Raw genomic sequence first — 19,019 nt, forward strand, 5'->3', positions numbered from 1 at the left:
TCCAAGAGGTCATCCAACCGGGGCTCCACACATACGCGGAGTGCTGACCGATGAACCTTCGACGCGCACTCCGTCCAGGGCAAACCCCAATCGACGAACGGTCGCATTCGCCGATGAACGGTTGGCGCGCACCTTAAACGGTCGCCTGCCCGGCAAGGCCTACCTACGACCTCACCCAGACTCGCTCCTCTTCAACCACCACCTCGTAAACGTTCACAGGCGCCGCGCGGTGATCGCAGCGCCCCGTCTCCAGATCAAAGGCGTATTGATGATGAGGGCAGATGATCTTCCCGTCGAAAATCACCCCGTAGGCCATTGAGCGGTTCTTATGCGGACAGAGCTCATCGACCGCCCGCACTCGCTCCCCATCCCAACACAGGAGCACCGAGCGGCCGGCCACGTTCACGCGCGTGGGCATGACCTTGCCAACCTGGTCGAGGCCGCAGACCTCTTCAAACCCCTGCGCTTCAAGCTCTTCGCGTGTTGCCATCCTCACTCCCGCCGTCGTCATCGGGTGCCTTCACGGCCCCGGGTTGAGTTCACGAACTCTTGAACACCGGCGCCCATTCCTCTTTACAGCTGCCTGACGCGCGGCTCAACCCCACTTTTTTTGGTACTCGCCACTGCGGGCAACCGCCCTCAATACAATCTGGTCACCGAGATTCCCCGGTAGTAGTGCGTGAGGATGTCGTGGTGTGTCTTCCCCTGGGAGGCCATGCCGATAGCCCCGGTCTGGCACATCCCTACCCCGTGGCCAAAACCGCCGCCACGAAAGCCAAAGGTGCGCACAAAACCATCGCGTCCCTTCTCAAGCTCCATCACAAAGAGCCCGCTGCGCAGCCCGCCAAAGAGCCGGCGCACATTGAGTTCACGCTCCACCACGGCCTGGCCGCGCTCGCCAGTGAGGCGCAACCGAATCACCCGACCGCTGACCCCGCGGCTGATCACCTCGGCGTGGCGAATCCGCCCGATGTCCTGGCCGCGCTCCGCCAGCCAGCTCTGCGGCTTCGACGCCTCAACCTCACGCTCCCAGCGATACAGGCGCGCGCTGCTCACAGGTGCCACCTTGCTGTACGCCGGAAAATCGCTGGCCAGAAATGCCTCGATATTCTCCTCGGTGATGCCGTCGCGAAATAGCTCCGGCACCTGGTCCAGCGGTGCATCGGGCCGGCCTCGAAGATGCGGCCAGGGCTCGGCGTCCCACACGTTTTCGTTGTTCTCGGTAAACCCGGCGGCGTTGGAGCTGTACACCGCGTTGACGATCCGGCTGCCGGCCAACATCACCTCTCCACGGGTGGCATCCACCGCCTCATTGGTTCGCGGGTCTTCGTTATCAAGTCCCCCGTAGACCTGATCGTAGACATCGGCACGAAGCATGTAGGGATCGGCCAGGTTACGCACGCCAATGGCCGCAAAGATTTCATTGCGCGCCGCGATCGCCTGCGCCCTCAGCGCCCCCTGGGGGGCCGACGCGTAAATCTCCGAAGGCACCGTCCCCTTGAGCACCCGCTCCGCCCCCAGGTTGTTGATCACCGCAATCTGACCGTTCTTATCCGAGGCAAAAATCAACTCCCCGGTATAACGCCGGGTCTCCTCGCCACCGTTATACGACTTCTGAATCCCGGGAACCGTGTACGCAATCGCTTCCTCCCGTCCCCGTCGCGACGAGACCCAGAGCACGTCATCATGGCGAATGCGCATGTCCATGCCTCGCCCCGTGAGCGTGAGCGTGCCCCCGGGAAACTCCAGGCGTTCGCTGTGCACGCTGCCGTTGATACCAAACTCTGCCTCCAGGCGCCGACGCAACGTCTGCGCCTCGTCAAAGGTATCGGCGCCGCCCACGCACACCAGGATCACCCGTGAATCAAACACCTTGCCCCGCACCGCGAAGAGCCCGCCCACCTCAAAGGTGCGCGGTAGCATCCCGCGCCCCTCCCACTGGCCGAGCACCTCATCGACGCCCGCGCGCTGGTCCACGGCCACCCGATCCACCACCACCCAGTGCTTGTAACGTCCGGGCTGCCCCTGACTCATGGCCACGGTGTAGGTCACCCCTCCCGGAAGATCGATCTCGGGCCCGCCGGGCCCCTGAGGCAGCACGCGAATCGGCTCGCTCGGCGTGAACTGCACCTCGTCTTTACCTTCCAGAATCCCCAGACGAATCAAGGGATCGCCGCGGCGCGTGAAGTTGAGCTGCGGCGCGTAGAGCATCGCCACACGATCCGCCGTGGAGAGTTCTCGCCCCTGGGCCACCGCCTGGCTGCTCGCCCAGATCACCCCCAGGAGCGCTATCAACGCACTCCACCTCGCCATCCCATACAGCCTACTGCTCATCTCGCTCTCGTGACGTCGGTTGCCTTTTCCCTGGCTTCGCGGCGGCCACCATAACTCTGGTCGAGCGCAGATGCACGAACGCCGGCGCCCTCTCGGGGCGCCGGCGTTCGTCCTGCTTCATCTCCCGGTCACGACATTACCCGCGACCGCCCCCCCTGCAGACTGCGACCTCACTGCACGATGCGCAGCCGGGGCTCACCCACCGCCGGCTCCACCGTGGTGTCGATGACCATATCGGAGACCAGCCAGCCCCCCTGCGCCCAGCTGATCGCGCGGGTATAGAACCCGTGGGCCACCGAGCCGGCCTCCTGCGATCCGGCGACCTCTGCGACCGTCCAACCGCCGGCCGCGGCGCGCACCCCCGTCATCAACCGGTGGTGAGTCGCGTCGTGGAAGAAGAGGCGCACCGCGCCATCCTCGCCCACAAAGATCTTCACATCTTCGCCAATCGCCGCCACCGACCAACCACCCGCGGTATCGCGAATCCCGTCGATCACCAGCTCCGGCGCCGTGGCCCCCGGCGCCAGATACGCCACCGCCGGAGTCTCTTCGTCCATGTAGGCCGCGTGCACCTGCCCCGAGCTATCGGGCACCAGGCTTACGTACGCCCCGGAAACCTGACTCATCATGCTCGGCGCTCCCCACTGCCCATCGGCCTCCCGCCACATCCAGGTGCCCTGCTGGCGAGTGTTGTCATAAAAGCCCACAAAGAGGCGCTCACCCACCAGACGGGGCTGCACATGCAGAGCCACGATCGTCGGGTGCGCCACCAGCGCTGCCTCCGCGCGACTCCCCTGATAGAGCACCTCAAAGCTCCCCTCACCCAACGTGTCCAGCTCGGCATCGACCGCAACCTGACGGTAGCGCAGCTCCGAGGCGTCGCTCTCCGGCACACGCACCACGTAGAAGAGATGCAGCATGGCCCCCTGGCGCAACACCGCCGTGGAGTAACCCGCATCCCCCTCGTCATCCAGGGTGATTTTCTCAAACGCCCAGCCCTCATCCGACTCCTGGCCACGCGCGTACTTCAGCGCCTTGTTCTCCTCGTCGCGGTAGAAGATGTGAATCACCTCTTCGTCATCGATCGCCAGTGCGCTATGCGTGCCCACCTGATCGCCAACGTCGGTGCGACCGCCGCGCGGACCGTCAATCGCCCCGCGAATTCGCCCGCGCGACGGCGGACCATCCACAAAGACCCAGTCCACTTCCAGACCGCCACGGGCCACGCCCATCATCAGGTCGCGGTAGAGCAGGTTGTAGCCACTCACCGCGCTCAAATCGCCATTGCTATCCAGACCCGCGTACGCTCCCCAGTAGCCCATGGGAATCGGCGGCAAGGCCACGCACTCACAGGTCCCACCGGTCGCCTCACAGGCCGCCGGATCGGAGTTTCCGAGGTTCGTCACCTTGGGCTCAAAGCCCGGCTCACAGCTCACCTCGGCACACCAGTCCGGAAACTCGGTGCAGCGATTGGTCTGCTCGCAGCAGTACTGCGTCTCGGAGCACCCCTGAGCACAGTATGGCTCACAGATGCACTGGTTATTCTCGCCACAGGTGGCAACTTCCCCGACGCCACAGTCCTGAGAGCAATCGGAGGCTTCGGTGCAGCCGGGCACGCACTGCCCACCCTCACAGAACCCCTCGGGGCAATCGGCCTGACTCTCACAGCTCAGCGGCACACAGGCGCCTTCCACACAGCTTTCATTGCCGGCGCAGGCGCTGGCACAGGCCTCCGACGCATCGCCGGAGCAGCCGGTCGAGAGCGCCACCAGCGCCACCACCCAGCCCAGGCTGGAAAGCCGGCGACGCCAACGCAACGCCAGCAACATGCCCACCATCAAGAGCAGCGACGCCGGTCCCTGACCCGAGCCGCTGGCGCAACCACCGCAACCCTCCACCTGCTCTCCGTCGCCCGATCCCAGCCCCTGCGCACGCACCGCCAGGGTCTCGGTGGCCGTCTGACCGGCGGCATCTCGCACCTGCACTTCCACCATCTCCACGCCCTCCTGCGCATCGAGATCCCGCACCTCACCCCAGGCGCTCCACACGCCCTGGCCGGCGCTGTCCAGCCAGCGGTAGCGCATCTGCACGCCGTCGCCGGCCACCAGATCGCTGGCGAGCACCTCCACGCGATCGGCCAGCTGGCTCAGCTCCAGGGTCGGGGCTTCGTAATCCACGACCACCAACACCTCGGTGGGCTCTTGCTGCCAACGCGCCCCGGCATCCAGCGCGCGGGTGCGCAGCTCAATGCGATGCTCGCCCTGCAAACGAAGCGCCGGGGCGTCCAGCCGCAACTTCGGACCCAGCCCGCCCAGATGCCAGAGGCCGCCGTCGACACGGTACACGTACTCAAAGGCTTCGCCCTGCGCCGGGAAGCCCCCGGCCAGCGCCTGCACCTCAAGCTCCACCTCAACCCGGGGCAACGCCCCCTGATCCCTGGTCACGATCACGCGACTCTCGCCAGCTGCCGCCTCCACCCACTGCATCAGGCCGGTTCCGGCTTCGGTGCCCACAAACTCCAGGTTCGCAAAGAGTCCCAGGTTCTCATTGCCGTCAATGCCCTGGATATCGTCATCCCCCAGCAGCAGGCGGTAACCCATGAACTCCGGCAGCTCGATCGGATCAGCCAACGCCTCGGTCAGCGCCGGAAGGGCAAAGCCCATCAACGTGGGCAACAGATCGATGAGCGCCTGCGCGTCCCCGGCGAGCAATTCGTCGTTGAGCACGCGAATATTCTGGAGCGCGCCTTCCACATCGCCGATCACCGCAAAAAGGTTGCCCTGAGCGTCAATCGTCACCGCGATCGGCAACTCAATGTCGGTACGCAGCGTGAACAGGCGCGTCTGACGCTCCTGGACAAACCCGTACATATGCAGGTCCACGTCCTTCCAGTCGAGAATGAGCAGCCCCTCTTCCACCTCGCGATCATTGCCCTGGGTGCGCACCACGTTGGCCCCCAGGCGCACATCCGGTGCCTGTTGCGGAGCCAGCGCAATGGTCATCGGCGATGGCCGCGTGGTGAGCGTGCGCACCGAAGGCACCAGACCACCGATGGTATTGGTGGTGAGCATGTCGACCTGGGCCGACCCCACCGAAATGCACAACGCCCCGCTCGACCACAGCGACCACATCAGGTGCTGCAACGCTCGCCGGCTCAACGAGAGCCCGAACATAAAGGGCGTGCCATCGGGCTTGAGATCGCTGTTAATTGTCGGCGAGGGCGCCAGCGCCTCAAACGACGGCCGCGACGTCGGGTCCACCGGCACGCAGGTTTCATAGGCCTGAGGCTGAAACCCCGCCCGCATCGCCAGCGACAGACCGCTATCGGCCACCGCTCGATCGGCCAGACGCGCCGTCAGGAAAATGTCGCTGATCTCTCCACTGGAGAACTCACCGAGCATCGCCCCCATCTCCAACGCCCCTTCCATACCCAGCATCCGCGGCACGCACTGCTGGTTATTGTCATACACACAGACCTGCGCACCCTGATGGTCCTGACAGGTGGAGCCCGCCTTACACGCCGGCTCACCCGCGCCACAGGCCTGGCAGACCTGACCGGTCACCGCCTCCTGCACCGCGCTGTTGAGCTGATCAGCGATGAGCCTTTTCAAGGTCCCATCAAGAAAAGACGCGGCGACATTCGCCAACAACGGGCAACCTACTTCATCCCCCCCCCGACCGCTCATCGTGTAGTAGATGCCGTTAACGTTGGCCTCCACCTCCCCCACCTCTATACGCAGATCCCCGAAGGGACTCTGATGATCGACCTCAAAGCGTATCGGCACCCGCGCCGGAACCTGCGCCGGAAGCCCCCGTTCCCCGCCCGCGCGGTCGAGATCCAGCCAGCAGCTTGTATTCCCAAACACGGGGAGATCCCCTTCCACGGGTAGCGAGAAGAGCACGTTGCCCACGGTGATGTTGGCCTCCAGCACATTGGGTGCCTGCGGCGTCAACGAGGCATGCTCAATCGTCAGATCGAGCTGGCACCCCACCGTGCCATCATCACAGGTCGACTCTTCATGACAGACCTGAAAATCTCCGCTGTCGCTCGGCGGCACACAAAAACTCAGTCCGCCTTCCTGCACCGCGCCGATGAGATTGGGAACCTGCTCCGACATAAACGCCAGACCATGGGAGCTTAAACGCACCTCGGCGCTCAGCGGCATCGTCTTATCGACATGCTCCTCGGGGAAGGGCACCTCCGAAAAGCCCTCCATATCGCAGCCGCCATCACAGCCCACGACCGCCAGCGCGCCCGCCAGGATCGCGGCGCGCCAAACCCGGCCCGCCCCCTGGTTTATCCTCTTCTCTCCCATCGCCCGATCCTATGTAGGGGGCGCGCCGCGAACCCATAAAGTTCGGCGCGCCGATTCATCTCGAACAGCTCGGCTCAGTCCTGCTCCGACGCCTCTTCAGGCGGATCTCGGCGCAGACTTTCCACGTAGTATTCGGCCTCACGGCCGCTCTCCAGAAGGCCTTCCACGATACGCTCTTCCAGAGCACTCTTCAACAGCCCCACCTGCGGCGAGGGCTTCAGGTTAAATGCATCCATCAACACCTTGCCGATGCCCGCGGGCAGCTCCGGGCGCAGGCTCTCGGCGGCCTCCAGCGCCTCGACCCGCTCGGCCAGCGCCTCGACCCGCTCCAGCGCCAGCTCGCGCTTCTGGGGCGACGCCGTCGTCAGATCGGCGCGCGCAAAGGCCAGCATGCTCTCGGTGTAGGGATCGAGTTCGCGCACCAACCGGCGCACTGCCGGGTCAGTCCACTCGCCGCTGTACTGCGGAATCCGCCCGTGATGCTCGATGATATGGCGCACCTCTTTGGCGGTGGCGCGATCCATCTTAAAACGCTGCGCCACCTCCTCGAAACGCTCCGCCCCGGCGGCCTCATGGCCATAAAAGCTCACGCGACCGGTCTCCTCATCGACCTCACGCGTCCAGACCTTGCCCACGTCATGCATCAACCCGGCCCAGTTCAACGCGTCGACCTGCGGGCATTGCGAGACCACCTGCAGGGTATGCTCCCACAGATCCTTATGCGGCACCGCGCTGGTCTGATGAAACCCCCGCAGCGCGGCGACTTCCGGCAAAATGATCCCCAGCAGCCCCACCTCCTCCAGAAAGGCCATCGCCTTATGGATGTAGGCCCCGCGCAACACCCGGGTCATCTCCTGGAGCCAGCGCTCCCGGCTGATATCCTCAATGCACTCGGCTCGGTCCGCCGAGGCCTGGCGCAGCTTGGCATCGATCGCAAACCCCAGCCGACTCTGAAAACGCGCCGCCCTCAGAATACGCAACGGGTCCTCGGCCAGCGTCTCCCAGGGATCGCCGACCACCCGCAGCACCCCGGCCTGCAGATCGTCGAGCCCCCCGTAGGGGTCGATAAAGTCCCCGCCGGCGTCCATGGCCATGGAGTTGATCGAAAAATCGCGACGCCCCAGATCCTGATCGATCGTATCGCCGTAGGTCACCACCGGGTGACGGCTGCCCCGACGATAATACTCCGCGGAACGATAGGTCGTGACCTGGCAGTCTTTGGGATAACCTTTAGACTCCGGCCCCCGCAGTACCGCGCCGATGGTGCCAAACTCTTTGCCCACCTCGTAGTAGGGCAGATTCGCCGCCTTAATGATCGCCAGCGACTCCTCCGGCAGCGCGTTAGTGCAAAAATCCAGGTCGTCGAGCTCCTCCATCGGGATTCCCAGCGCCACATCCCGCACCGCGCCGCCCACCAGGTAGAGTTCCTTTCCAGCCTTCTCAAAGGCATCAAATAAGCGCTTCATCCAGTTCCTTAGACCTTAGTCTCGCATCACGTCCCGCTGGTGTACCCAAAGGGCGCCAAAGGGTAAACCCAATCCTACGACGCGACGCGTCAGACTTGACGTGGTTGAATTCGCTGCTAAAACGCCCACCTGTTTCGTCTGTAAGACTCATTTCCAGTAAGGATACACCATGCAAAAGATGATCACCCTGCTCGCCCTCCTCTTTCTGGCCACCGGCTCGCTGACCGCCTGCGGCTCCGACTCCGACAATACCCCGAGCGATGACACCGACGCCGGTGACCTGACCGACACCGGCGATCAGACCGACGGCGGCGATCAGACCGACGGCGGCGACGACACTGACGCCGACGGCAGCGGCCAGCCGGTCAACGCCGAAGACGTGGCCTCGATCGTGGCGACCGAAGTCGCGCTCTACGGCACGATCTCCAACACCGTCGCCGAGTACGACTGCCTCTGCAATTTCGCGGAGCTGGGTTACGAAGACGCCGACACCTGCCTCGCTGACAACACCCTGGAAGAAGGCCCGCTCGACGCCTTCACCACCTGCGCCACCGACGCCGCTACCGACCTCATCGCCCCGGCCGGCGGCCTCGACACCTACGTGGCCTGCGACGCCGCGGCCACCGACGCGTTCGTGACCTGCCTGGAAGCCATCGACACCACGACCTGCTCCGAAGAGAACGACACGGCGCTGGACGCCTGCAGCACGACCTTCAACACCTCCTTCGAAACCTGCTCGGCCGACGAAGGCTTCACCTGGTACAACGAAACCTTCGCCGTGGCTGTCGACGAAGCCGGCTGCTACGACGCGCTCTTCCCCGCTACCGCCGAATAAGGCCTCCGGCTGCTTCGCAGCCTGAGTCCTCGCTCAGGGTCCCCCTGAGCGGAGCAAAATAAGCGCGCGCCAGTTTACCTGGCGCGCGCTTTTTTTGTGCGCCCACCTCCTCGCGCCTCCCATTCTGAACCTCAAAAACCTTGACGCCGCAATCCCCCCTGTTTTATGCGCCCACTTCCCGAATCCCACGCGGGCTCCTGGCCTGTGCACACCACGCGCGCATGGCTCCCAACGCCTGAACGCCACGGAGCCTCATCACGCTCGCCCACAACCGGCTCGCTGAGTCCTCCTCCCCCCGGAGTCCTCCCCATGTCGAAACACCTGCCCCTCATCCTCCTCCTGATGCTCGCGCTGAGCGCCTGCTCCCCCTCCTCCCAGCGCCGCGGCGTCCCCACCGGTCATGACGGCCCCGTCAACCTCGATGATGCCGGAGACGACTCCGACACCGACGACGACCCTTCAGACCAGACCGACGCCGGCTCCCCCGACGACCCCGACACCGATGAGGACCCGGGAGACCAGACCGACGCCGGCTCCTCCGATGACCCCGACACCGACGAGGGCGTGGACGTCAGCGCCCTCCTCGCCACCCTGGCGCAGCTCGAGGCCGATAAAGCCCTGGCCTTCAACGCCTACCACCGCCACGACTGCGTCTGTAACCCGCATCTCTACGAGCCCCCCTTCGACACCTTCGAGGAGTGCATCGACGAAAGCGTCCTCCCCGATAGCGCCAACGACCGCGCCAGCCTGACAGCCTGCTTCAACGATATTCTCATCAACGGCATGTACGACTTCGAGGGCGATCTGGAGACCTACGTCGCCTGCGAAGCAGCCAACTATCAGAGCTTTGTTACCTGCAACGAGCCCATCGCATTCGGCACCTGTTCTGACGCCGTCAACGCCGACCTCGAAGACTGCTACGGCGCCTACGAGGAAGGTCTGGATGACTGCAGCCTGGACTTCGATCCCTACTGGGTCGACGACTTCTACGTCGAGGCCTACACCACCTGCCTCTAAAGGGAACGCCTCACGCTCAAAAACGCTCGCCAGCTCGCTGGCGAGCGTTTTTTCATGTCCCCGCCCGAATAGCGCACCCCTTTGCTCGCCAGCGCACTTCCCCTACACTCCCGGCATCACCACCCGGCCCCCCCCCTCACGATGTGTAGGAGTTCCCATGTCTCGCAAACTTACCCTGCTCGCTTGCCTCGTCCTCATCCCCGCCCTCCTCTCGGCCTGTGGCCCCTCTGAGCGCCGCGGCACCGCCACCGGCCACGGCGGCACAGTGAATCTGGACCCCGACAACGGAGACAACGGAGACAACGGCGGCTCCTTCGACACCACCGTCACCGATGTGCTCAACGCCGAAGAAAGCAACGATCTGGTCGAGGCCCAGGTCGAGTGCACCTGCGCCTTCGAAGACTGGGGTTACGACAGCGTCGAGGAGTGCGTGGCCGACGCCAGCATCGACAGCGGACTCGACACCGCCATCGGCGCCTGCATCCAGCAGGTCATCAGCGAACAACCCGATCCCCCGGCCTCCCTCAACATTGTGCTCGAAACCACCCTCGACGCTCTCCAGGCCTACGAGCGCTGCCTCCAGACCATCGACACCCAGATCTGCGACGAGACCGCCATCGACGACGCCATCGAAGCCTGTGAAGACGAACGCGACGAGATCGTCGACGGCCAGACCTTCACCCCCGAAGACCAGGCCTGGTTAGACGACATGCAAGACGCCGTGGAGGTCTCCTGCTTCGGCGACTCCCCCGAGCCCCAGCCCGGCGACGGCGGCGATAACGGCGACGGCGGCGACGGCGGCTTCTAAGCCCAAACTCGCCACACCTCACGCCCGCAGCCCTGCTGCGGGCCCCAAACGCTCGCCATCTGGCGAGCGTTTTTTTTCTCCCACCTCGACACCTCCCTCCAGGCCATCGACAACGCCTGCGCCCATCTCGTCTTCTCGTCTGCCTCAAACAACGATGCGCCCCCGACCGACGGATTCTAAGCCGATGAATCCTCGCCCGCTTCAGGCCGCGCGGCCTCAAAGCCCACGCGATACGCTCCGACCAGCACCTGTCTCTCATCAACATCGGCTGCTTCAACCCCTGAGTTCCCCGTCGGCCTCACGCGCTTTTACTTGATCTGCCCGCTCATCTTCTTAGGATGCCCCCATTCGAAATCACCGAAATGTCCCGACCACGGAGTTCGCTATGTCTCGTAAACTGATCCTGCTGCTTACCCTCACCCTTATCTTGAGCGCCCTGCACCTGGGCTGCGGTGACGCCGAGGGCCCCACCGCCGACCCCGATCCCACCCCCGACTCCGATCCCACCCCCGACGAGCCGACCACCACCGAGCTCCTGGCCGAGGCCTTCACCAACGTCCAGCTGACCTACTTCGCCGACACCACCTACCTGTGCGAATGCTACCCCGAAGACATGGAGGCCGAGTCGACCGCGGCCTGCCTTGAGGAAAACACTCCGCCCGATGCCGACGAGCTCTACGGGTGCTTCCTCGACCAGCTCACCGATCACCCCGAAGGCGACCAGGCCGTCCACGACTTCCTGGTTCAAGTCGACGAACTCTTTGACCGTCACGACGCCTGCGTCAGCGCCATTGACACCTCCTCCTGCTCCCGCGACATCCTCGCCAGCATCCAGAGCTGTGGCACCACCGCCGGCGAGGAACTTAATGCCCTCAACGACACAGCCCCCGAAGCCGTCCTCACCTACATGGATGACACCGGCGAGATGCTCTTCGCCTCGTCGTGCCGCAACCTCTTCTCTAACTAGTAGGGCGTGAGCAGACGCGGAGGCCCGTGAATGCAACCTCCGCGCAGCGCTCGACGTAGCAGACCGGGCATCAACGTCAGCTCAACACCCCATACCCGCGCGGCTTCGGCACGCGCTCCCCACGCTCGCCAGATGGCGAGCGTTTTTTTTCTCCCTCGCCACGCCATGCTCGCACACCGCACGGGTAGAGATTCGCGCCTCGTCGCCCCCCTGCGTCGTTTCAAACCACGAAGCCTTCCTCACCAACCTGGCAAATGGCCCACCAGCCCCTTGCAGGCCATGCTCCTTCTCCACAAGATGAAGCCCGATACGCCCCCCCTTCGAGGCCAGCACCGAAGCCTGCGCCCACCTCATCGCCTCCTCTGCGTCGGAAAACGACGCGCCCCCAACCGACGGACTCGATACCGATGACCCCTCGCAGACTTCTGACCGCGCTCCTGGCCACCTCCTCCCTGGCCTGCCTTCTCGCAAGCTGCAGCCCCGCATCCTCCCACACCCGCGGCTCCAACTCCGGCAACTCCAACTCCGGCAACTCCCCCCAGTTTGCCAACGACTTCGCCGACGCCTACACCCATCTCCATCTCATCGGAGCCGACGCCGACGCGTTTAGCTGCGGCTGCTACTACGAAGAAGACGGCTTCGACTCCTTCGAGCACTGCATGATCCGCACCTCCGTCAGCGACGCCGACCGCAACAACGTCAGGCAATGCGCCTACACGCTCATCCTTGATCTCCCCCCCGCCCCCGAAGGTGTGCAGGAGTATCTAAGACGCTACCAACGCGCAGACGCCTCCTACTACTACTGCCTGAATCTCGGCGCTGATGACTGCTCCAGCGCCGAGTTCGACCGCCAGTCCGAATGCCGCGCCCCCCTCATCGCCGAGTTCGAAGCCCGGCCCGCCGACCAGGCCAGCGTGCGCTGGTTCCAGATCTTCGACGACGCGGTCCTGAACGCCGGCTGCTACTGACTCCCACAGCCCTGGCGATAACGCCTCCCACGCTTCGCATGAACAGCCGACAACGATACGCCCCCCGCCCCACGGACTCTAAACCGATGAACCCTCGCCAGCTTTTGGCCGCGCTCCTGGCCACCACCGCCCTGGCCTGCAGCGCGCTCCCACTCGCCGGCCCGGACAACGCCCCGGGCTTCGCCCACGACGTGGGCCAGGCCCTGGCCCATCTGGCCCTGCTCCACACCGACACCAATGCCTACCTCTGCGCCTGCTACTTTGAAGACGACGGCTACGCCTCGCCAGCGCGCTGCCTGGAAGCCAACTCCATAAGCCCCCACCAGCGCCAGGCTCTCACCGACTGCCTGACCCAGAGCGCCCGCCACGCCCCGCCGGCCCCCGAGGGGGTGCGCCGCTTCGCACGCCTCTACCAGCGCGCCCTCACCGACTACCAGGCCTGCCAGGAGGCCGTCTCTCCCCTGGAATGCAGCCAGAACGAGTTCTCCCGACGCTCCGACTGCCGCGCCGCTCTTATCGAAACCCTGGACACCCACGAAGCCGACCCGGCCACCGCACGCTGGTTCGACCACCTGGAGCAGAACGCCACCGCCGCCGGCTGCTTCAACTCCTCCCCCCCCTGAACTCCCCGTCGGGGTTCACGTGCTTTTACTTGCTCTGCACATTCATCTTTTTAGGATGCCCGCACTCGAAACCACCGAACTGTGCCGACCAGGGAGCCCACCATGTCTCGTATACCGATCCAGCTGCTTACCCTCACCCTCGCGTTAAGCGCCCTGCACCTGGGCTGCGGCCCCACCGAAGGTCCCACCGCCGACCCTGTCCCCGTTGCCGACGACGATGACGCCGGCCCCACCCCCGACGAGGCGACCACCGACGAGCTCCTGGCCGACGCCTTCACCAATGTGCAGCTGAAGAGAGTCGCCGCCACGCACTACATGTGCGAGTGCTTCCCCGAAGACCGACAACACGATTCAAGCGACGCCTGCCACCAGGAAACCGCCGCCCCTGCCGCCGACGAGCTCCGCGAGTGCTTCCTCGACCAGCTCACCGAGCACCCCGATGGCGACCAGGCCCTCTACGACTTCCTGGTGGAAGTCGACGCCCTCTTCGACCGACGCGACGCCTGCGTCGACGCTCTCGACACCTCCTCCTGCTCCCGCGACATTCTCGACGGCATCCGCGCCTGCAGCCGGACCGCGGACGAAGAGCTTGAGCTCGTCAATGACGCCGCCCCCGCCGCCGTCATCACCTTCATGGATGACACCGGCGCGCTACTCGTTAACTCGCCATGCCGCGACCTCTTCTCCAACTAAGCGCGCCCCCCCTCACCAGGCCCCCACCACTCGCCCGCCAGCTCCCTGGCGGGCGTTTTTTTCTCCCCCACCTCGACGACCCCATACACCAAGCGGGGTAAATGCACTTATTTTATCACTCTCCCCCCTTTCTTTAAGCTCCCGACCTTTCCTATAACCCCTTATCCCCCGGGAGACTCACATGCCGTACACCCGCGCCCTACTCTGTGGCCTTATCCTCATCCTCACCCTCCTCGTTGCCTGCGTCCCCGAAGATGACGTCGCCCCTGCCGACTTCGCCTCGCTCTATGTACGGAGCCGTACCATCCACGACCACCTCCTGGCGCAACACACCAAGGTCGACTGCATCTGCGGCTTCGAAGACCAGGGCTATGCCAGCGTCCGGGAATGCCAGGTCAACGTGCCTGATCCCCAGGAGCTGAGCGCGGAAGCCGTCGACTGCATCAAACAAACGCTCTACGAGCGCCCCGAACTCTCCGACGCTCTGCACACCTATGTCAGCAACTTCATCAGCGCCCACGACGAACACGATCGCTGCATACAGACGAACATCCTCCCCCTCTGCGTGGAACAAAACGACGCGGCCTTCCTCAACTGTCTAACTAGCTTCAATCAGAAACTAGTAAGCAATCTCCCCTCTCCTGAAGAGCAGGTCTGGATCAATGCGACCTCCGAGGCCATCAACGAATCCTGCGCCCACCTCATCTCCTCTTCTGCGTCAGATAACAACGCGCCCCCGACCGACGGAGACTAATACGATCCCCCCTGGCCCGCTCCTGTCCGTACTGCAGGCAGCCATCAGCTACTTCGAAAGCTGAACCCCCGACATAGCCCGTTCGGAGGCCACTCAAATCACTCAACCTACGCCCCCCCCCTGAATGCTCCATTAAAATCAACAACATACCCCGACCAAGGAGTCTACTGTGTCTCGTAAACTGCCCCTCCTGCTTACCCTCACCCTTCTGTTGAGCACCCTGCACCTGGGCTGCCCCCCCACCGAAGGCCCCACTGCCGGACCCAACGCCAATGACGCCGGCGCCGAATTCGACGCTCTCACCACTCACGAACTCCTAGCCAGGGCCTTAACCAAACTGCAGCTGGCGGACGTCCCCAACCTTCACTACCTATGCGAATGCTTCCCGGAAGACCTGCAGACCGAGTCGACTGAGGCCTGCCACCAGGACACCAACGCGCCCGCTGCCGACGAGCTCCATGAGTGCTTCCTCGACCAGCTCACCGATCATCCCGAAGGCGACCAGGCTCTCCACGACTACCTGATTCAAACCAACGTGCTCGTTGACCAGCACGACGCCTGCGTCGACGCCATCGATACCTCCACCTGCTCTCGCGACATCCTCGACAGCATCCAGAGCTGTGGCCTGACCTCAGTCTACAAGCTCAATGCCCTCAACGACGAGGCCCCCGAAGCGATCATCACCTACATGAACGACGCCCACAATATGCTCCTCACCTCGCCATGCCGCGACCTCTTCTCCAACTAAGCGCGCCCCCCCTCACCAGGCCCCCACCACTCGCCCGCCAGCTCCCTGGCGGGCGTTTTGTTTCCCGGGACTCGCCGCGCTCACCACCCCGACTCATATCACCACTTTTCGCCCTCCCCTCCCTTTACTTCTCCGCACCTTTGTCCGAACCTTACGCCGCCTACTGAATGACCATTCACAACCCCCACCACGGAGCGAACATGATCGGCTACGGCTTAAGCGACGACCAGAAGATGTACCAGAAGACCGCGCGCGACTTCGCCCGCGATGTCATCCGTCCGGCCTCCGAACACCACGACCAGACCGGCGAATACCCCTGGGAGATCCTCACCAAAGCCTGGGAACTCGGCCTGCTCAACACGATGGTCCCCGCCGAGTACGGCGGCCTGGGCCTGGGCGCCCTCGAAGCCTGCATCCTCTCCGAAGAAATGGCCTGGGGCTGCACCGGCATCGGCACCGCCATGGAGGCCAACCAGCTGGCCACCGCCCCGCTGATCATGTTCGGAACCGAAGAACAGAAGAAGAAGTACCTGGGCATGCTCGTCGACGGCCTCAAAGACGACGGTACCCCGCACATGGCCGCCTACTGCGTCACCGAGCCCGGCGCCGGCAGCGACGTCCAGGCCGTCAAGACCCGCGCCGTCAAAGAGGGTGACGTCTACCGCATCAGCGGTCAGAAGATGTGGATCACCAACGGCGCCAAGGCCTCCTGGTACTTCGTGCTGGCCTACACCGATCCGGACGCCGGCTACCGCGGCCTCACCGGCTTCATCGTCGACGCCGACACCCCCGGCATCGAAGTGGGCCGCAAAGAGATCAACCTCGGCCAGAAGGCCAGCGACACCCGCTCCATCAGCTTCGACAACGTCGAAGTTCCGGCCGAAAACGTCCTCGGCGGCAAAGAGGGCGGCGGCTGGGCACAGGCCATGGGCGCCTTCGACAAATCTCGCCCCATCGTGGCCTCGGCCGCCGTCGGTCTGGCCCGCGCTGCCTTCGAGCACGCCCGCGCCTACTCCCTGGAGCGCACCACCTTCGGCAAGCCCATCGCTCGCCACCAGGCCGTCAGCTTCATGCTCTCCGACATGGCCATGAACATCCAGGCCGCCCGTCACCTCGTCTGGGAATCGGCCTGGCTCCACGATCAGGGTGAGCGCAACACCAAGCAGGCGGCCTTCGCCAAGGCCTTTGCCGCGGATATGGCGGTCAAGGTCGCCAGCGACGCCGTCCAGGTCTACGGCGGCTACGGCTACTCCACCGAGTACCCGGTGGAGAAGCTCTACCGCGACTCGAAGATTTTCCAGATCTACGAGGGAACCTCCCAGATCCAGCGCGTCATCATCAGCCGCGAGATCCTGCGCGAAGCCTGATCACCCCCGACGCCCACAGCGTCACCCGAAGCACCCAAAACACCCTGAGCCCCATCGCCCCCCCCGGGCGCGATGGGGCTTTTTTGCATCCGCCTGCCGCCTCTCGCTGCGGTGCCGCTCGGGATTGTCCGCCCGGCTTCGGTGGTTAGCGTGGCGGAGCACTCCGCCAACCCTCCCGCATCGCTCGCACGCAAAGGAGCACGTTGATGTCTGAAACGTCCGCCCTGGATCCGGCCGCCCCTGCCCACAAGGACGCCCTGGCCCGCATCGAGGCTCGCCTCGACCGCCTGGAAGCCTCCATCGGTCGACTCACCGCCCTGCTCGATCAGGCCCCGGCCCTGATCGCCACTGCCGTCGACAGCGCCGACGACCACCTCCCGCCGGCCCACGGCGCCGACATCGACGCGCGCCTCCGGCACCTCACGCGCCTGACCCTGCGCCTGACCGAGCCCCGGGTGCTGGCCACGCTCGAACAGCTCCTGGACGTCGGCGAACAGGCCCCGGGCCAACTGGCCATGGCGGTCGATGTGGTCGATGACCTGGTGCAACGCGCCCGGGCCCGCGGCCTGGACCCGGTCGAGCTGACCGAAGCCCTGGCCTCCTCCGGCCTCACCCTGGCCACCCTCCTGCAGAGCCCGGAGCTGCGCGCGCTGCTCGCCTCCCCGGCCTTCGCCCCGCACTCGCTGGCCACGGCCCACAAGGCGCTCAACGCCCTGGCCGATACCTCCCCGGCCGACGCCCCCCGGGTCGGAATGCTGGGCCTGCTCAGCGCGCTGCGCGACGATAACGTGCGCCGCGCGCTCGGCTTCGCCCTGGAAGTCGCCCGCGCCTTCGGTGCCGCCCTGGCCGACGCCGACGCTCCGCGCCAGCTCCCCGGCTAAACGCCTCGCCACCGTCTTTTCCCACGCTTGCCCCCACAGGAGCCCCTGATGACCTCCCACTACGACATCCTCATCGTCGGCGGCGGCGCCGCCGGCATCTCCGCCGCCGCGCGCCTCTCCTCGGGAGACGCCCCCCTGCACGTGGCCATCCTTGAGCCCGCCGACTGGCACTACTACCAGCCCCTGTGGACCCTGGTCGGCGGCGGCGTATTTACCCGCGAGCACACCCGCAAGCCCATGAGCGAGGTGATCCCTCCCGGCGTCACCTGGCTCAAAGAGCCCGCCGCCACCTTCGCTCCCGACGCCCACAGCGTCACCACCGCCGAAGGCCGCACCTACTCCTACGACCAGCTCATCGTCGCCCCCGGCCTCCAGCTCGACTGGCACAAGATCAAAGGCCTCGACGGCCACATGGGCCAGGGTGGCATCTGCTCCAACTACGCCTACGACACCGTCAACTCCACCTGGGAGGCCCTCCAAAACTTCCGCGCTGGCAACGCCCTCTTCACCTTCCCCAGAGGCACCGTCAAATGCGGCGGCGCACCCCAAAAAATCATGTGGATCTCCGAGCACTACCTCCAAAAACAGGGGCTCCGCGACCGGGCCGATGTGCACTTCGTAAGCTCCGGCGGCGCAATCTTCGGCGTCGAAAAGTACAAAAAGGCCCTGCAAAAACTCGTCGCCGAACGCGACATCCACACCCACTTCGGCCGCAACCTCATTGAGGTGCGCCCCGACGAGAAGCTCGCCGTCTTTGAGAGCCTCCATGGCGAAGCCCCCCTGGAACTCCCCTACGAGATGCTCCATATCACCCCGCCTCAGAGCGCGCCGGACTTCATCAAAACCAGCCCCCTGGCCGACGCCGGCGGTTGGGTCGAGGTCGACCGCCACACCCTCCAGCATACCCGCTTCCCCGACGTCTTCTCCGCCGGCGACGCCAGCAGCCTGCCCACCGCCAAAACCGGCGCCGCCATCCGCAAACAGGTCCCCGTCCTCGTCGCAAACCTGCTCGCCAGGCGCCAGGGCCGCCCCCTGACGGCCGCCTACCACGGCTACACCTCCTGCCCCCTGGTCACCGGCTACGGCCGCCTGATCCTGGCCGAATTCGACTACGACGGAAACCCCGTCGAGAGCTTCCCCTTCGACCAGGCTCAGGAGCGCTACAGCATGTACGCCCTCAAAGCCTACATGCTCCCCGAGATGTACTGGCACGGCATGCTCAAAGGCCGGGCTTAACGTTTC

Annotated in this window: 16 protein-coding genes; 12 read left to right on the plus strand and 4 right to left on the minus strand. The window is 64.9% G+C overall.

All coding sequences use genetic code 11. The features are described from left to right. Positions 1–163: 163 nt before the first annotated feature. From DL240_RS11510 to DL240_RS11525, 4 genes are all read right to left on the minus strand, one after another. The gene (locus DL240_RS11510) at positions 164–490 is read right to left on the minus strand and encodes a Rieske (2Fe-2S) protein (RefSeq protein ID WP_158542504.1); all 327 of its coding nucleotides are present in this window, start codon (positions 488–490) and stop codon (positions 164–166) included. Between the two features lie 149 nt (positions 491–639). After that, positions 640–2,334, minus strand: coding sequence for a SpoIID/LytB domain-containing protein (locus DL240_RS11515; protein WP_111730040.1), 1,695 nt, complete (start codon positions 2,332–2,334; stop codon positions 640–642). Between the two features lie 170 nt (positions 2,335–2,504). Then, complete coding sequence (locus tag DL240_RS11520; RefSeq protein ID WP_111730041.1) at positions 2,505–6,650, minus strand: MYXO-CTERM sorting domain-containing protein; 4,146 nt, start codon at positions 6,648–6,650, stop codon at positions 2,505–2,507. A 74-nt stretch (positions 6,651–6,724) separates the two neighbouring features. Continuing rightward, positions 6,725–8,116 (minus strand): CCA tRNA nucleotidyltransferase, encoded by a 1,392-nt coding sequence (locus tag DL240_RS11525; RefSeq protein ID WP_111730042.1) that lies wholly within the window; start codon positions 8,114–8,116, stop codon positions 6,725–6,727. Positions 8,117–8,285: 169 nt separating this feature from the next. Here DL240_RS11525 and DL240_RS11530 point away from each other — a divergent pair, with 169 nt between their 5' ends. From DL240_RS11530 to DL240_RS11590, 12 genes are all read left to right on the plus strand, one after another. Next, the gene (locus DL240_RS11530; RefSeq protein WP_111730043.1) at positions 8,286–8,951 is read left to right on the plus strand and encodes a hypothetical protein; all 666 of its coding nucleotides are present in this window, start codon (positions 8,286–8,288) and stop codon (positions 8,949–8,951) included. A 309-nt stretch (positions 8,952–9,260) separates the two neighbouring features. Next, positions 9,261–9,968, plus strand: a complete 708-nt coding sequence (locus DL240_RS11535; protein WP_111730044.1) for a hypothetical protein — start codon at positions 9,261–9,263, stop codon at positions 9,966–9,968. Positions 9,969–10,125: 157 nt separating this feature from the next. After that, on the plus strand, positions 10,126–10,776 hold the full coding sequence (locus DL240_RS11540) for a hypothetical protein (RefSeq protein WP_111730045.1): 651 nt from the start codon (positions 10,126–10,128) through the stop codon (positions 10,774–10,776). A 385-nt stretch (positions 10,777–11,161) separates the two neighbouring features. Further along, on the plus strand, positions 11,162–11,743 hold the full coding sequence (locus DL240_RS11545) for a hypothetical protein (protein ID WP_111730046.1): 582 nt from the start codon (positions 11,162–11,164) through the stop codon (positions 11,741–11,743). A 407-nt stretch (positions 11,744–12,150) separates the two neighbouring features. Further along, a complete protein-coding gene (locus DL240_RS19980) occupies positions 12,151–12,711 on the plus strand; it encodes a hypothetical protein (RefSeq protein ID WP_158542505.1) in 561 nt (186 codons plus the stop codon). 86 nt (positions 12,712–12,797) lie between these two features. Continuing rightward, positions 12,798–13,334: a hypothetical protein gene (locus tag DL240_RS11560; RefSeq protein WP_111730049.1), complete on the plus strand. Its 537-nt coding sequence runs from the start codon at positions 12,798–12,800 to the stop codon at positions 13,332–13,334. A 102-nt stretch (positions 13,335–13,436) separates the two neighbouring features. Then, complete coding sequence (locus DL240_RS11565) at positions 13,437–14,027, plus strand: hypothetical protein (protein WP_111730050.1); 591 nt, start codon at positions 13,437–13,439, stop codon at positions 14,025–14,027. Between the two features lie 181 nt (positions 14,028–14,208). Then, complete coding sequence (locus DL240_RS11570) at positions 14,209–14,781, plus strand: hypothetical protein (RefSeq protein WP_111730051.1); 573 nt, start codon at positions 14,209–14,211, stop codon at positions 14,779–14,781. A 169-nt stretch (positions 14,782–14,950) separates the two neighbouring features. Then, on the plus strand, positions 14,951–15,529 hold the full coding sequence (locus DL240_RS11575) for a hypothetical protein (protein WP_111730052.1): 579 nt from the start codon (positions 14,951–14,953) through the stop codon (positions 15,527–15,529). Positions 15,530–15,732: 203 nt separating this feature from the next. Continuing rightward, positions 15,733–16,896: an acyl-CoA dehydrogenase family protein gene (locus tag DL240_RS11580; protein ID WP_347342257.1), complete on the plus strand. Its 1,164-nt coding sequence runs from the start codon at positions 15,733–15,735 to the stop codon at positions 16,894–16,896. A gap of 206 nt (positions 16,897–17,102) precedes the next feature. Next, positions 17,103–17,777, plus strand: coding sequence for a helical membrane plugin domain-containing protein (locus DL240_RS11585; protein ID WP_111730054.1), 675 nt, complete (start codon positions 17,103–17,105; stop codon positions 17,775–17,777). A 48-nt stretch (positions 17,778–17,825) separates the two neighbouring features. Next, positions 17,826–19,013: an NAD(P)/FAD-dependent oxidoreductase gene (locus DL240_RS11590; protein WP_111730055.1), complete on the plus strand. Its 1,188-nt coding sequence runs from the start codon at positions 17,826–17,828 to the stop codon at positions 19,011–19,013. The last annotated feature ends 6 nt before the right edge of the window (positions 19,014–19,019 follow it).

This window comes from Lujinxingia litoralis, from assembly GCF_003260125.1.
GTDB lineage: Bacteria > Myxococcota_A > Bradymonadia > Bradymonadales > Bradymonadaceae > Lujinxingia > Lujinxingia litoralis.

Excerpts from the sequence above, each read along its gene's own strand:
- DL240_RS11515 (WP_111730040.1), bottom strand. The coding sequence starts at position 2,334 with ATGAGCAGTAGGCTGTATGGGATGGCGAGGTGGAGTGCGTTGATAGCG.
- DL240_RS11545 (WP_111730046.1), top strand. The coding sequence starts at position 11,162 with ATGTCTCGTAAACTGATCCTGCTGCTTACCCTCACCCTTATCTTGAGC.
- DL240_RS11565 (WP_111730050.1), top strand. The coding sequence starts at position 13,437 with ATGTCTCGTATACCGATCCAGCTGCTTACCCTCACCCTCGCGTTAAGC.
- DL240_RS11570 (WP_111730051.1), top strand. The coding sequence starts at position 14,209 with ATGCCGTACACCCGCGCCCTACTCTGTGGCCTTATCCTCATCCTCACC.
- DL240_RS11530 (WP_111730043.1), top strand. The coding sequence starts at position 8,286 with ATGCAAAAGATGATCACCCTGCTCGCCCTCCTCTTTCTGGCCACCGGC.
- DL240_RS11590 (WP_111730055.1), top strand. The coding sequence starts at position 17,826 with ATGACCTCCCACTACGACATCCTCATCGTCGGCGGCGGCGCCGCCGGC.
- DL240_RS11535 (WP_111730044.1), top strand. The coding sequence starts at position 9,261 with ATGTCGAAACACCTGCCCCTCATCCTCCTCCTGATGCTCGCGCTGAGC.
- DL240_RS19980 (WP_158542505.1), top strand. The coding sequence starts at position 12,151 with ATGACCCCTCGCAGACTTCTGACCGCGCTCCTGGCCACCTCCTCCCTG.
- DL240_RS11510 (WP_158542504.1), bottom strand. The coding sequence starts at position 490 with ATGGCAACACGCGAAGAGCTTGAAGCGCAGGGGTTTGAAGAGGTCTGC.
- DL240_RS11525 (WP_111730042.1), bottom strand. The coding sequence starts at position 8,116 with ATGAAGCGCTTATTTGATGCCTTTGAGAAGGCTGGAAAGGAACTCTAC.
- DL240_RS11520 (WP_111730041.1), bottom strand. The coding sequence starts at position 6,650 with ATGGGAGAGAAGAGGATAAACCAGGGGGCGGGCCGGGTTTGGCGCGCC.
- DL240_RS11560 (WP_111730049.1), top strand. The coding sequence starts at position 12,798 with ATGAACCCTCGCCAGCTTTTGGCCGCGCTCCTGGCCACCACCGCCCTG.
- DL240_RS11585 (WP_111730054.1), top strand. The coding sequence starts at position 17,103 with ATGTCTGAAACGTCCGCCCTGGATCCGGCCGCCCCTGCCCACAAGGAC.
- DL240_RS11540 (WP_111730045.1), top strand. The coding sequence starts at position 10,126 with ATGTCTCGCAAACTTACCCTGCTCGCTTGCCTCGTCCTCATCCCCGCC.